At 39.7% G+C, this 14,741-nt stretch carries 10 protein-coding genes and 1 pseudogene; all 11 read left to right on the top strand.

The genetic code is table 11. From position 1 onward, the window contains the following. Positions 1-61 precede the first annotated feature (61 nt). The 11 genes and pseudogenes from tagH (at position 62) to tssC (SJ2017_RS12465) (ending at position 14,735) form a co-directional block, all read left to right on the top strand. The gene (gene tagH / locus SJ2017_RS12515; RefSeq protein ID WP_080915975.1) at positions 62-1,450 is read left to right on the top strand and encodes a type VI secretion system-associated FHA domain protein TagH; all 1,389 of its coding nucleotides are present in this window, start codon (positions 62-64) and stop codon (positions 1,448-1,450) included. A gap of 17 nt (positions 1,451-1,467) precedes the next feature. Continuing rightward, entirely contained in the window at positions 1,468-1,938 is a 471-nt protein-coding gene (gene tssJ / locus SJ2017_RS12510) for a type VI secretion system lipoprotein TssJ (RefSeq protein ID WP_055023387.1), read from the top strand. A gap of 70 nt (positions 1,939-2,008) precedes the next feature. Continuing rightward, positions 2,009-3,337, top strand: coding sequence for a type VI secretion system baseplate subunit TssK (tssK, locus tag SJ2017_RS12505; protein WP_055023386.1), 1,329 nt, complete (start codon positions 2,009-2,011; stop codon positions 3,335-3,337). A gap of 26 nt (positions 3,338-3,363) precedes the next feature. Further along, positions 3,364-4,653 (top strand): type VI secretion system protein TssL, long form, encoded by a 1,290-nt coding sequence (gene tssL, locus SJ2017_RS12500; RefSeq protein ID WP_080915974.1) that lies wholly within the window; start codon positions 3,364-3,366, stop codon positions 4,651-4,653. A 22-nt stretch (positions 4,654-4,675) separates the two neighbouring features. Then, positions 4,676-8,218: a type VI secretion system membrane subunit TssM gene (tssM, locus tag SJ2017_RS12495; RefSeq protein WP_080915973.1), complete on the top strand. Its 3,543-nt coding sequence runs from the start codon at positions 4,676-4,678 to the stop codon at positions 8,216-8,218. Further along, on the top strand, positions 8,200-8,871 hold the full coding sequence (tagF, locus tag SJ2017_RS12490; protein ID WP_080915972.1) for a type VI secretion system-associated protein TagF: 672 nt from the start codon (positions 8,200-8,202) through the stop codon (positions 8,869-8,871). The genes tssM and tagF overlap by 19 nt, the downstream gene beginning before the upstream one ends. A gap of 50 nt (positions 8,872-8,921) precedes the next feature. Then, entirely contained in the window at positions 8,922-9,713 is a 792-nt protein-coding gene (locus tag SJ2017_RS12485; protein ID WP_080917474.1) for a PP2C family protein-serine/threonine phosphatase, read from the top strand. A gap of 308 nt (positions 9,714-10,021) precedes the next feature. Further along, on the top strand, positions 10,022-11,122 hold the full coding sequence (tssA, locus tag SJ2017_RS12480) for a type VI secretion system protein TssA (RefSeq protein WP_080915971.1): 1,101 nt from the start codon (positions 10,022-10,024) through the stop codon (positions 11,120-11,122). A 41-nt stretch (positions 11,123-11,163) separates the two neighbouring features. Then, entirely contained in the window at positions 11,164-11,664 is a 501-nt protein-coding gene (gene tssB, locus SJ2017_RS12475) for a type VI secretion system contractile sheath small subunit (protein ID WP_055023380.1), read from the top strand. After that, positions 11,664-13,154 carry a type VI secretion system contractile sheath large subunit gene (gene tssC, locus SJ2017_RS12470; RefSeq protein WP_055023379.1) on the top strand — a complete coding sequence of 497 codons (1,491 nt, stop codon included), beginning with the start codon at positions 11,664-11,666 and terminating at the stop codon, positions 13,152-13,154. Before tssB ends, tssC (SJ2017_RS12470) begins: the two co-directional genes overlap by 1 nt. 45 nt (positions 13,155-13,199) lie before the next feature. Further along, positions 13,200-14,735 (top strand): annotated as a pseudogene (gene tssC / locus SJ2017_RS12465) (type VI secretion system contractile sheath large subunit). The last annotated feature ends 6 nt before the right edge of the window (positions 14,736-14,741 follow it).

Below are 14,741 nucleotides of genomic sequence, written 5' to 3'. Positions count from 1 at the left end.
ACGCTTTTAAATGTGTTGAGTGACTGTTTGCGCATAAGTTGTTTAAAGGAATGTATTTAAAATGGAATTAACGCTAGAGATAGTGAGCTTTCATCGGTTATCACCTGAGCAAGTCACATCTAAGGACGTAATCAGTTCGCTTACAATAGGTCGAGCTGATACTAGTGATTGGCATTTACCTGATCCTGAAAAGGTGGTGTCGGGTACACATGCTCGTATTACGAAACGTTCTGACGGCTTTTATATTGAAGATTTATCAACGAATGGCTTATATATAAACCGTTCAGTTGAAGCGTTAGGATCTACAAAGCCTCATAAAATTGAGCATGATGATCTACTCACCTTGGGTGATTATGAAGTGTCAGCAAAGATGACTAATGGTATTAGTACAGAGGCTGCTTCTAGCACTCAATCAGCTGCAAGTGTTAGTGCCGACCCGTTTCAGACTAACCAAGTGCTTGACAGTAATCCGTTTGAAAACGAATTTGAACAACAAATTGCTGGCTTTGACGCACAAAGTTTGTTGAATCAAGCGCCGAGTCAGTCTCAACCGCTACCTGATGTCAACGGTGACTTACAAGATCATTTTCAGCCTCCCGGGATGGCAATTCCAGAAGAGTGGGGCCAAGATTTCTTTAATGAGTCTGCGCCAGTGGCAGAGCCACAAGTTAGTATGCCAGTTGGTCAACCTGTTACGAATCAAGCTGCGCCGCAACCCGCTCACCAACAGCCGCAATCAATGCCGCCTCAACAATTAACAAGTATGGCAAGTCAGCAGCAAGTGACTAACCCACATGCAGCGCAATCAACAGCTCAACAAGCAACTCGAGCAGAACCTCAACCACAAGTGAGCAATCAGGTACAAGCTGCTTCATCATTAAGCCAAGCTTTTTTTAAAGGTTTTGGTATTGATGAGCAAGAGTACAGCAAAGTACTCACTGAAGAATTAATGTTCGAGCTTGGTCAAAGCATGCAACTCATGCTCACTGGCTTAATGGACTCTTTGCGTCAACGCTCGAAGTTGAAAACAGAATTCAGAATTAACCAAACGACATTTCAGCAAAGAGAAAATAATCCGCTCAAGTTTTCAGCCAGTCTTGATGATGTTTTTCAAAATTTGTATTTGCGTAAAAGTGCGAGTTTTCTGTCATCTCAACAGGCCATTATTGAAGCATTTAATGATGGGCGTAAACATGACATTGCACTTACTGCTGGGACATTTGGTGCTTTAAGAGGCTTGTTAAATCAGCTTGATCCCGATCTTGTTGAGCAAAAAAGTCAAAGCCAATCATTTGCTGAAATGTTAGTGCCAGGCCAAAAGCAATTTAAACAATGGAAAGTCTACAAAAGTTTACATGAAGATTTACAGGCTGAGTTTGCTAACACAAACACCGCAGCATTATCTGATGATTTTGTAGAAGCTTACGATAATAAAATCAAATCATTATAATTTTAAGGGATTAAGCGATGAAACTAAAATTAGGATTGTATCAAGCTTTACTAGCCTCAGTATTGTTGATAAATACGGGCTGTAAAACCATTAATGCCGTGGTACCTGCTTATACCGATATCACGTTTAGTGCGAGCGCAGATATTAACCCTGATATCAATAAGCGTCCGTCGCCTGTGGTAGTAAAAATATTCGAACTTTCTTCCCGTACCATCTTTGATAATCAGGATTTTTTCACTCTTTACGAGTCTGCTGAATCGGTATTAGGACCTGACTTAATTCGAAAAGATGAGCTTGAATTGCAACCTTCTGAAATTCACGAGTATCCAATGAGCTTAGGTCAAAACACACGATACGTAGGGGTGATTGTGGCTTATCGCGATATCGATGCTTCTCGCTGGCGCTCAGTTGTTGAGGTTGACCCTACTGGATATGACAGTGTCACAGTCAATATAGAAAAAATAGCAGTTTATAACTCTGAGCAGTAAAGATTTTATTTAAATTGAAATAACGGATATTTCAACAACGATATCAAGCATTGGAAATAATAAGGAAGTTATGAGCGATTTTAGCCCAATAGCATGGACTGAAGGGATGTTTTTGCGCCCTCAACATATGCAACAACAAGAACGTTTTTTACAGTATCAGCAAACTCAAATAGCGAATAAAGCTAACCCATTTGCATGGGGAGTGACCCAATACGAAATTAATTATAGCTTGTTGCCACTAGGTCAGTTTGGTTTAGATAGAATTGAGTGTGTATTTCAAGATCAAACCTTAGTGTTAATGCCTGAGCAAAGTCCGCTTCCTAATGCGTTATCGATACCAGCAGGGACAATCGATCAACTGATTTATTTAGTGCTTCCTGTAGCGAAAAGTAACGGCCTTAATATTTCGTCATCTGAACAAAATCAAATAACTCGCTACTTGTACGAAGATCATAATATTGTTGATACTAGTGTGGGTTCTGATGCAATGGAAGTGTTGCAAGTTGCTAAATTTGATTGCCGCTTAAAGCTGCAAAGTGAAGACCGTTCAGGCTATGTATCCATAGCCATCGCTCGAGTTATTGATGTTTCTGAAGAAGGGGCAATTAGGCTTGATAAAAAGTTTATTCCAGCTTGTACCGGCATAGAGCATATTAAAGCCTTGCTTAATGTCACTTCAGAAGTGACGGGAATGATAAACCAACGTGCAGAAGCAATTGCTGGCAGATTGAGTCAAGCTCAAGGATCTTCAAGCTCAATTGCTGACTTTTTAATGCTACAACTATTGAATAAATACCAACCTTTATTTGAGCATTATAGTGTCATCAATCATATCCATCCTGAAGTGTTATTTAGAACTCTAGTGAGTTTTGCAGGTGAGCTATCGACGTTTAGTAGCCAAGATAAAAGACCACCGAAATTGCCTACTTATCAGCATGATAATTTGACCTATGTATTCGGTAATATCATGGTCATTGTTAACCACGGCTTAAGCACTGTCCTTGAGCAAACAGCAACAGAATTGGTACTCGAAAAAACCAAATTTGGCGTGTACTTCTCAACCATTGCCGATAAGAGTTTACTTGATAGCGCAGAGTTCATCTTAGCGGTGAAAGCGAATGTACCAAATGATGATTTACGTCAGCGTTTGCCGTCACAAATTAAAATTGGCTCGGTAGAAACGATTCGAGAACTGGTAAATAACCAACTGGCCGGTATCGGAATCACGAACCTACCTGTTGCCCCGCGACAAGTGCCATATCATGCTGGCTATCATTATTTCCAATTAGATAAGAACAACAGCCATTGGATCAAACTTAAATCCAGTGGTGGGGTTGCGATGCATATTTCTGGCGCTTATCCGGATTTACAACTTGAGCTTTGGGCTGTAAGCGTTTAACAACCACAATATTAAGGATAATTTTTGTGAACGATAAAACCATTGTTAAACCACGTCCAGGGAAAGGCGCGGGGATGGCAATCCAAAAACCTAAAGTTAATGATGATAATCAGAAAACATTAATACAAGAACAAAGCGTTGAAAACAGAGCGCAAAGTGCTGTATTAAGCTTGGCACAAAATCCAATTGTTGATTATGCAGGTACGTTACTATCTATTTGTACTCAATTACGCACGAGTACTCAGCATGATGATGTGAATACCTTACGTGTGCATTGTGTTGAGTTGATTAAACATTATGAACAACAACTTCGTAATGCTGATATTGCTGCCGAAGACATAAAGTCAGCGCGCTATTGCTTATGCTGTTTTATTGATGAAGTGGTTTTGAATACAGCATGGGGCGGCCAAAGTTACTGGGCTTCTGAAAGTTTACTGTCGACTTTTCATAATGAAACACTCGGTGGTGAATATTTCTATACGCTACTTGATGCGTCTTTATTACAACCTGCAGAGAAATGTAACTTACTGGAATTGATGTATTTATGTTTAACGCTTGGTTTTGTAGGGAAAATGCGTATTGAGCCTCAAGGCGACCAGAAACTGGAAGCGTTAAGAGAGCGGACTTACCTTGCTATCCAATCTTGTAAAGGCGATTTCCATCGGGAGTTATCACCTGACTGGCGAAATAATATTGTGCCAAATTTATCATTTCAACAGCCTTTCCCTTTATGGGTGATTGGTGCGTTGTTTGGGGTGATTATTTTATTCGTCTACATGGGATTTAACTACAGTATTAATAGCTATTCGTCACAGGCATATAAGCAATTGACATCTATCGTACCATGGGAAAAAACCGTTGCTGCACAGCAACAATTAAGCCGTGAAGAAGCCCTTTTACTACAACAGTTATTGCAGACAGAAATTAGTATGCAACTACTTGAAGTAGAGCAATTAAGTGACAGAGTTCGGATCAGAATTGGTGCTGGTGAATTATTCGCATCGGGTAACACTCAGCCGAGATCAGATTTTGAAGCGATTTTAGCTAAGATTGCTAGGACACTTGAAGGAACCAAAGGGAAAATCTTGATCACTGGCCATACTGATGACGAACCGATTTTTACTTCAAAATACCCATCAAATTGGCATCTCTCACTTGCTAGAGCCACATCGATTGGCAATGTGTTGGCACATAACGCGTCATTGAGTGGTCGGTTATGGCCTGAAGGAAGGGGAGAGTCTGAGCCTCGCTTTGCTAATGATAGCGAACTTAATCGTGCTTTAAATCGTCGAATTGAAATTGACTTATTGTTTTAGAGTGACAAAAGGAATTGTATAAATGTCTTTAAAATCAGTCGGCAAGGGAATTGTCGAAACACTTAAATCTAAATGGGTTATTACCATTTTAGGCTTTGTGTGTTTAGCACTACTTATTTGGTTTGGTGGCCCATTAGTCGCTATTGCAGGTTATGAGCCATTAGCGTCTGCAGCAGTTCGTGTCATTGTACTTTTGGTTATTGTCATGGTCTGGGGTGGCGTTCATTTTTCACGACAAATTAAAAGTAAAAAACAAAGTGAAGAAATGGCTGACAGCTTGATTAATGGTGAAGAAGGCGCCGCGGTTAATGGAGACGAGCTAGTAAAAAGTGAGATAACGCTGCTGCAAAACAAAATGACCCAAGCGTTAGATATTTTAAAGCAAACTAAATTAACCAAAAACAAAAGTATTTATGAGCTTCCTTGGTACATCATGATTGGCCCACCAGGAAGTGGTAAAACGACTGCAATTCAGCATTCAGGATTGGAATACCCGTTAAAAGATAAAATGGGTGTCGACATGATTGAAGGTGTTGGCGGTACACGTCATTGTGATTGGTGGTTTACTAACAAAGCGGTACTTATTGATACGGCTGGACGTTATACCACCCAAGATAGTCATGTTAAACAAGACTCACGTGCATGGCAGGGCTTTTTGGGGTTATTGAAGAAATACCGACCAGTAAGGCCAATCAATGGCGTCATTATTAGTATGGGAATGTCGGAGTTACTTAATCAAACTAAAACTGAACGCAATCTACACGCAAGAGCGATTAAACAGCGTTTGCAGGAATTACAAAACCAGTTAGGCATGACATTTCCTGTTTATGTGTTGTTATCTAAATCTGATTTAGTTGCAGGATTTAACGAGTTTTTTGATGATTTAACCAAAGAAGATTGCGAACAAATTTGGGGCGTGACTTTTCCGTTAAATACCGAAGATGATGAAACTGACATCGTGAGTACTTTCAATAAAGAGTTTCATCATTTGTTATTGAACTTAAATGCTCGCTTAAATAGTCGCCTTAAAAATGAGCGAGATCTTGAGCGCCGAGCAGTAATTTATGAGTTCCCAAAACAACTACGATTACTTCAAAGTTCGGCTGATGATTTCTTAAAGGAAATATTTGCTCCGAATGCTTACGAAGAAGCCCCTCTTTTGCGTGGCGTATACTTAACCAGTGCGACCCAAGAAGGCACGCCGATTGACCATCTTTCAACTCACTTATCCAGCGGTATCAAAAGTAAAACTAAAAGCAATAATACTAATAAGCAGCGTAGTTACTTTATTAAACGACTTTTGGAAGATGTCATTTTTCCTGAGAAGAACTTAGCCTCTACAAACCGCAAACATACCAACCAAAACAGAATGCTGCGTAAGGTTTCGGTGGGTGTAGCCGCAGTGGTCACTTTATTTGCGAGTTACATTTGGTGGCAAAGTTATGATTGGAACCATGAGCTTATCGATAATACTTTTACTGAACTTGCTCAGTATGAGGATATTACTCATGGTGGCCTGAATGCGAACACTGATGTCATCACGTTAACTAAAGGTTTGACACTGATTCGTGACTTACCTGTGGGGTTTGGCTCAGAAAAACCTGAGGATGCACAAACGTTTGGTTTGTACCAAGGGGATAAGTTAAAGCAACCTGCTTCAGCGGCATATGAGCGAGCATTAGAAGCGCATTTATTGCCGTTTATGTTAGATGTGTTAAGCGAAGAAATGGATGCTAACGGTCAGCACCTTAATTATTTATATGAAACCTTAAAAACATATCTCATGTTGTATCTGCCGGAGCATTTTGATGAAAGCAACATCAAAATTTGGTTCTCTGCTTATATTGATCGAAACATTACTGGGAATGTTAATGCCGAAATCCGCGAGCAGTTAAATCAACATATTGAGACACTTTTAACGTTAGGGATCCGTGGAAATCAATACGATGACATGGTTGTTGATGGTGCTCGAGCTAATTTAACCATGTTGCCGCTGGTGGAGCGAGCTTATCAGAGATTAAAAAGCGACTTCTCTCAAAGCAGTATTCCTGATTTTAAACTAGTGGATATTCTTAGTTTAGACAGTCTTGATGGCTTAACATTTATGAGTGGTAGACCATTTAATGATGGTATTCCAGGCTTGTATACTTTTAATGGATTCCACGGGATTTTCAATATTGAAAAAACCAAAATCATTAAAAACCTGACTGCTGACAGCTGGGTATATGGAGATGACTTAGCTAATTTAGATGAGCAAGCTAAAAAACGTCTGACCGCTGAATTAGAACGTAAGTATATTCGTGACTATATATTTTATTGGGAAGACTTTTTAAGTGATATTTCTGTAAAACCATACTCAAGTCTTGAAGAAGCTGAGCGTGTGACAGCGGCGTTATCAAGTCCTGATCAACCCATAAAAACCATCATAGCCGCGGCGCAAAAAAATGTGCAGCTAACCAAACTTCCTATGGAGTCTAATAATTTAAAGGCTGCATCTGAAGTGGCTGCCAATGTCACTGATGTTGCCTTTCGTTCTAAAAAAGCGCAGTTAAATCGGTTGCTACCTGATACCGCAATTGAGTTAAATGTCGACTTGCCTGGTAAAGAAGTGGAAGTTGCCTTTAGTGAGTTGATTAAAATTAACTTAGTAGAAGTCGATCAAATTCAAACTACTTTGCGCGCATTGAATCGAAATTACAGCAAGTTACTCCTTCAATCGGATGGCAGAGTTGTGAACCAGGCTGTAGAAGAAAACTTTGCTCAGATGGGAATGACATTATCAGAGCAATTGATGGATTTACCATACCCAGTCAAAAATTGGTTAAATGATGTTGCTTATCAAACTAGATCATTTGCTAAAACTAACCAAAGTCAGCGATTTAATGGCATTTGGCGCTCAGAGGTCTTAGCTGAGTTTAATCGTGCGATATCAGGTCGTTACCCGTTCAATCGTCGTGCAAAAGAAGATGTGAGACTAAAAGACTTTAGCAAGTTCTTTGGCTATGGCGGCACCTTAGATCAGTTTTGGGACCAATATCTGGCAGCGCATGTTGATACCAGTAAAAAGCCATGGCGCTTTAAACGTAACATTGGTATTAGCTATGACGTGTTAGAAATGTACCAACGAGCTGAAATCATTAAAGAGGCATTCTTTGAGCCGGGAACTAAATTCCCTAAAATTAACTTCTCTCTTGAGCCACAACTACTGGACAGTAGTGTCAGCCTATTCTTATTAGAATTGGATGAACAACAACTTAAATACCGCCATGGACCAACACGTAAAGAGTTATTTTTCTGGCCAGGTCGAGGCGCCAATAATGAAACTCGCATTGCGTTTTCACCGCCTAATGGTGGCCGTTCAATCAATAAGAAGTACGAAGGCGAATGGTCATTCTTCCGCTTACTCGATGAGTTGAGTAAAAAACGTCCGCAAACAAAGAAAGACGGCAAGTTAATGATCAACCTCAGTGGATATAACGCTGAATTGAAACTGATTGCTAACAGCGTAAACAATCCATTTTGGATGGCTAATATGGAGACTTTCTCATGTCCGTCGAATCTTTAATGCGATTAGGTTATTGCGGTAAAGTCCCCTCAAAGGGTGACTTTTTACAAGAAAATCTAGATATAGACTTTTTTAAAAACTGGAATGAGTGGTTACAAGCAGTCATTGCGGTGAGTAAAGAGCAAAGCGGCAATGAATGGCTGGATTATTATCTCACAAGCCCTGTTTGGCATTTTTCTTTGTCAGCTGGAGTATGCTGCGAGCAAGCAGTAGTGGGGACACTTATTCCGAGCGTGGATAATGTTGGGCGTCATTATCCTTTTACTTTAGCAGGCTTTCATCAGCAAGCTGCGGTATGTGGTTGGCATGAAAACGAATGGTCGACACAGTTTGAAGCACAGATTTTGCAGGTACTTGAAGATGATATCAATCTTGAGACTTGGTTGAATGATGTCTCTGGGCAACAGTACACGGTTCCGGTTGCTGCTCTGTGTTCATCTCAAAGTGAATCTAGTGACATTACAAAAAAAGCTTGGGTTATTCAGGGTAGTAATGCTCCTCATATATTGTCACTACTTGATCAGCAATACCGTAAACAGTTTGAACGATACAGTATTTGGTGGACAGAGGGTTCATCAGAGGTTGAAGCATGCATGATTATCACAGAAGGGCTGCCTCAAATTAGCCAGTTTGTCTCTATGTTAAGCGGGTAATGGATACAAAGAGGATGGAATACAGCCGCCTTAGTGAAGGAGCAAAATACGTGCACTTAAGTCAAGCTTTAACCCACAGAGGCACAGTACGAGAAATTAATGAAGACGCCATGTTAGAACTTCCGCATATCGGTGTATGGGTTGTTGCTGATGGTATGGGAGGTCATGCTGCTGGTGATGTGGCGAGTCAATTAGTTATCGACAATATTCAACAGGCTGTTGATGGATTATCTCCAGAGTTAATCAGTGTTGATATTTTAAAGCTCGCATTACAAAACAGTAATACCCAGCTTCAGCAAATGAGCCAAACTGATTTTGAAGGTAAAGTCGCCGGCAGTACAGTTGTAGTGTTGTGGTTATATCAAGGCGACTATCACCTGCTTTGGGTCGGCGACAGTAGGATTTATCTGTTAAGACAACAGAAAATGACAATGATTACCAAAGATCACAGTCAAGTGAATGACATGGTTGATGAAGGTTTGTTGGCCGCTGAAGATGCTGAGTCACATCCATTAGCAAATGTAATCACACGTGCTGTGGGAGTCGATAGTCAATTAGATATTGATTATCGGACGGGTAAAGTGGTTGAAGGCGATACGTTTTTACTTTGTAGTGATGGCCTAAATAAAGAACTTAGTGATACTGAAATCGAAGCCACAATTAACTCTGGTAATATTATTGATTCTGGATTGGCCTTATTACATGCATCGTTAGTTCGAAATGCGCGTGATAATGTCACTTGTATTTTAGTAAAAAATACTCAAGTTACGTCGGGTTTATCTTCAAAAGACATAAGTGAGTCAAATGATGACTTTGATAAAACCATTCCTGTATTTATTTAAAGAATAAATCGGAAGTTTTCTTGTTGATAAATTAACAAAAGTGTAAATGTTACATGGTAATTATTATATTAATAGTTAATAAGTATGTTATTTAAAATAAATCTATACTTAATGATTATTGCGTATTAGATGTTTTTTACATTATAAAGTATTAACTAATATGTGATCTGATATATAACATCAAAAAGTATTATTTTTAGTATTAATTTTAAATATACACTATTAAGTATTAGTGTTTTATTAGTTTTGTGTAGAAGCACATTTTGTTATCGAATATTGATAATAATATATTCAAGGATTGAATAAAGTTGAGCCAATTAAATAATCTATCGATTGAAGAATTAATTGAACCTATTACAGATGATGCTGTAACGGGAGAAGATCCGCGTTCTGATATCAGTCCAACATCTACCTATTACTTACTTAAAGATGTAAGAAGCACAGCAAGGGCTAATGAACGAAAAGCGTTAATAGACGAAGAAGATGTGCTTTCTGTTGCTATTGAGTGGCGCCCAATCTTTGAGCAAGTGCCAGATATCACTAGAGATAAAGCCAAAGATCTCGAGTACATCGCTTGGTTTATTGAAGCTGCATGCCGTTTACATGGCTTTAAGGGATTAAGTTTTGGTTTTACCTTGGCCGCTGAATTAATTGAGCGCTATTGGGAAAACTTATATCCAATACCTGACCCAGACGATCTTGAAGAACGAATTGCGCCATTAATTGGTTTAAACGGTGTTGAAAGCGAAGGTTCATTAATTCAACCAATCAAAACCATTCCCATCACAGAAGGGGCGTTCGCCTATTCAACTTGGCAATATGAGCAAGCATTAGAGGTCGATAGGCTAGATAGCGACAAACAAGAAAAACGTTTCGATGCGGGTGCTATATCACTTGAAGAAGTTGAGTTAAGTATTAAGGAAACATCAGATAGCTTTTTTATTGAACTTGATGCTGATGTCAATGCTGCAATCGCTGCATTCTCAAGGTTGTCGGAAGTCATGGATACGGCGATGGGAGGCTTACCACAACCGACGAGCTATATTCGAAAAGCATTAGAAGCCTGTGCGCTTCAAATTCATACGATAACCGAACCTATTTTAGCTAAGAGCCAAACGTCTTCAATATCTACGGAAGTTGAAGTAGAAACTGATGACGAACTAACGGCGAAAAGTAGCTCGAATGGCATTGAGCAACAGCTAAACTCTCGCGCTCAAGCTATCGAGAATTTAGAGAAAATCGCAGAATTTTTTAAGAATACTGAGCCACATTCACCGATGTCCTATGCCATAGAGCAAGTCATTAGGTGGAGTGATCTGAGTTTACCTGAGTTGTTACAAGAATTAATCCAAGATGGAGAAGCGAGGAATGGCTTCTTTAAATTATCTGGAATAAAAACTGAAGAATAATCTGTAATCGATTACTCACAATTTTATTGAAAGGAGTTCAAATGAGTGTACATGATAGATTAAAGCGAGTGAGAAAACCCCGCGTCCATATTACCTATGATGTAGAAACAGAAGGTACAGTTGTAAAAAAAGAGCTGCCTTTTGTGATTGGTATTACAGGTGACTTTACCGGCCATAACACTGAAGATTTAAAACCATTAAAAGACCGTCGTTTTGTACAAATCGACCGTGATAACTTTAATGACGTGCTAAAGCGCATGAGCCCAAAGTTAAATATCTCTGTGAAAAATACGTTAGCTGACGATGATTCTGAAATGAATGTCGATTTAGAGTTCAAGAGCATGGAAGACTTTGAACCTGCAGCGATCGTCAATCAAGTTGAGCCTTTGAAAAAGTTAATGGAAACACGTAACAAATTGCGTGATCTGATGACTAAAGTAGACCGCTCAGAGAATCTTGAGAATATTTTAGAAGACGTATTAAACAATACCACTAGCTTAGACAAACTAGCCGGTGAACTAAATCTTAAAGGAGCTGAATGATGAGCACGGATGCCGCTACATTAGAGCCTGTAAACGAAGAAACACTGAGTGTGTCGATTCTTGACCAAGCGATAGATGCTACGAAACAAACTGATTCAACACGTGCTGAAGAGCTTATTCGCTCTTTGACTGAAGAAGCGTTGAAAGGGACAGTTCAGTGGGATAAAAACTTAACTGTGACGTTTAACAAAGCGATTGATAGTTTGGATGAAGTTATTTCGAAACAGCTTGCAGCGATTATGCATAATGATGAGCTGCAAAAATTAGAAGGAAGCTGGCGTGGTCTTCATCACACAGTTAAGAACTCTGAAACCAATGCGACATTAAAAATCCGTGTAATGAGCTTATCTAAAAAAGAGCTTCATAAGGATTTAAGTAAGGCTGTTGAGTTTGATCAAAGCCAAATGTTCAAGAAAATATATGAGTCTGAGTTCGGAACACCAGGTGGCGAACCTTATGGTTGTTTAGTCGGCGATTATGAATTTACTAATCATCCATCAGATATTGAAACCTTATCTTTAATGTCTAATGTGGCTGCTGCTGGCTTCTGCCCATTTATTTCTGCTTCTGGTTCATCGTTATTTGGATTTGATGACTGGACAGAATTAAGTAAACCACGTGATCTTGAAAAAGTATTCGAATCATTAGAGTACACACAGTGGCGTTCATTCCGTGACAGTGATGATTCACGCTTTGTGACCTTGACTATGCCACGAGTACTTGCGCGTTTACCATACGGTAGTGCAACTAAACCAGTAGAAGAGTTCTGCTACGAAGAGTTTGAAATGGATGCGGCAAGTGGCCGTTCTAAAGTTGCAGCTCATGATGATTATTGCTGGATGAACGCAGCATATGTTATGGCAACCAATATGGGACAAGCATTTAGCCAGTATGGTTTCTGTACTGCGATTCGTGGTGCAGAAGGTGGGGGTAAAGTTGAAGGTCTACCTGCTCATGTCTTTACCAGTGATGATGGTGACCCAGACTTAATGTGCCCAACTGAAATCGGTATTACAGACCGTCGAGAAGCAGAGTTAAGTAAACTTGGTTTCTTACCATTATGTCATTACAAGCATACTGATTATGCCGTATTTTTTGGTGCACAAACCTGTCAAAAACCACAAATCTTTTCTAGTCACGATGCAACGGCTAATGCTGCAATTTCATCTCGACTACCTTACTTAATGGCAACTTCTCGCTTTGCACATTACTTAAAAGTGATGGCTCGTGACAAGATTGGTAGCTTTATGGAAGCCGATGATGTTGAAGCATGGTTAAACCGTTGGATCCTTTCTTTTGTCAATGCATCAGAAGGTGGCGGACAAGATATTCGTGCTAAATATCCATTAGCTGACGCAAAAGTGGAAGTGAAGGAAATCCCTGGTCAACCGGGCTCTTATAATGCTGTAGCTTGGTTACGTCCTTGGTTGCAAATGGAAGAGTTAACTGCATCGCTACGTCTAGTGGCGAAAATTCCTAAAGTAGGATAATCACTGACAGTGACCCTCATTTGTTTTCAAGGATAGAAACAAACGATGACGCAAGAAACCATTTCATTTGTTACAAGTGAAATTTTCAATGATGACGCAGGCTTTAAACAGCCTGTGTCATCAACACCACAAAAGCTGAAAAATAAACATCTTGTTGAACGATTCCTTCGTGAATCAGACTCAACCCGATCGTTATTATTGTGGCTTGAAAACTCGCGTCATTCTTTAACTCAGTTTGACAAGCATTCAGTGCTACCTCTTTTATTAAAAGCGGTAGATCTTATCGATAAGCAGCTCGAGCAACAAATCAATAGCATTATCCACAACAAAGCTTTTCAGTCATTAGAGGCGAGTTGGCGTGGCGTGTTTTATCTTGTAGAGCAGCAAGAGTTACATGATAAAGATCAGAAAGTTAAAGTAAAAATTCTCGATTGTTGTTGACAGACGTTATCTAAAGATATCAATCGGGCTATTGAATTTGACCAAAGCGAATTTTTCAAACTCATTTATAACAATGAATATGACATGTCAGGTGGCGAACCCTTTGGCACGCTTATTGGTGATTATCAGCTTAGCCATAAATCTAGGTCAGGTGTTGCGACTAATGATATAGATGTACTAAAAGACATATCACGCACCGCTGCTGCAGCTTTTGCTCCTTTCATTACATCTGCATGTCCAACATTATTTGGTGTTGATGACTTCTCTGATTTGTCGGCTCACATGAATATTGAAAAAATATTCGAGCAAACTGAATATGTAAAGTGGAACTCACTTCGTGAAATGGATGATTCGAGGTTTATTGGACTCACCATGCCTCACATACTGATGCGATCGCCATATTTGATTGACGGGACGCGCAGTGAAGGCTTCAAGTTTAAAGAATCAATAAAGCACCCAAAGACTGATCATTTATGGGGAAATGCCGCTTACGCCTTTGGTGGCGTATTAATCCGCTCATTTAGTGATTCAGGCTGGTTTGGCCATATTCGAGGCTTAGAGCCTGGTAGTCGTAAAAAAGGGCTAGTGTGTGACTTAGCAGTTAGCCAGTATGAAACTGACTTATACCGCAAGCGTAAGAAACCGTCAGTGGATTTACTTGTCAGTGATAGAGCTGAAAAGTCATTTTCTGACCAAGGTTTTATTCCATTGTCTCCCGTTTCAGGCTGCGAACATTTAGTGTTTTACAGCAATGCATCAGCCCAGAAACCCATAAAGTACGAACGTTTGGAAGACACCATCAATGCCAAACTATCAACCATGCTTCAATATACGCTTTGCGTATCTCGGTTTGCACATTACATCAAAGTGATAGGTCGAGAAAAAATCGGTTCATTAAGCTCTGCAGAGGCTTGTGAGCGAGATATACAACTATGGCTTCATAATTACACGACTGCATCCGATGTGTCTTCTGACGATGTTAGAAGCAAATATCCCTTAAGAAATGCCCAAGTCCAAGTAAAGGAAATGCGCGGAAAACCAGGGCATTTTTACTCAATTATTCAATTACAACCCCATTTTCAATTAGATCAGATGGTTTCTAGCATTAAGTTAGTGACTGAGCTGACCTCAAGGAATTAATTAAAA

The sequence above is a fragment of the Shewanella japonica genome (assembly GCF_002075795.1).
GTDB lineage: Bacteria > Pseudomonadota > Gammaproteobacteria > Enterobacterales > Shewanellaceae > Shewanella > Shewanella japonica.
Note: the sequence above shows the minus strand (reverse complement) of the source record. Positions and strands in the feature narration are given on the sequence as shown.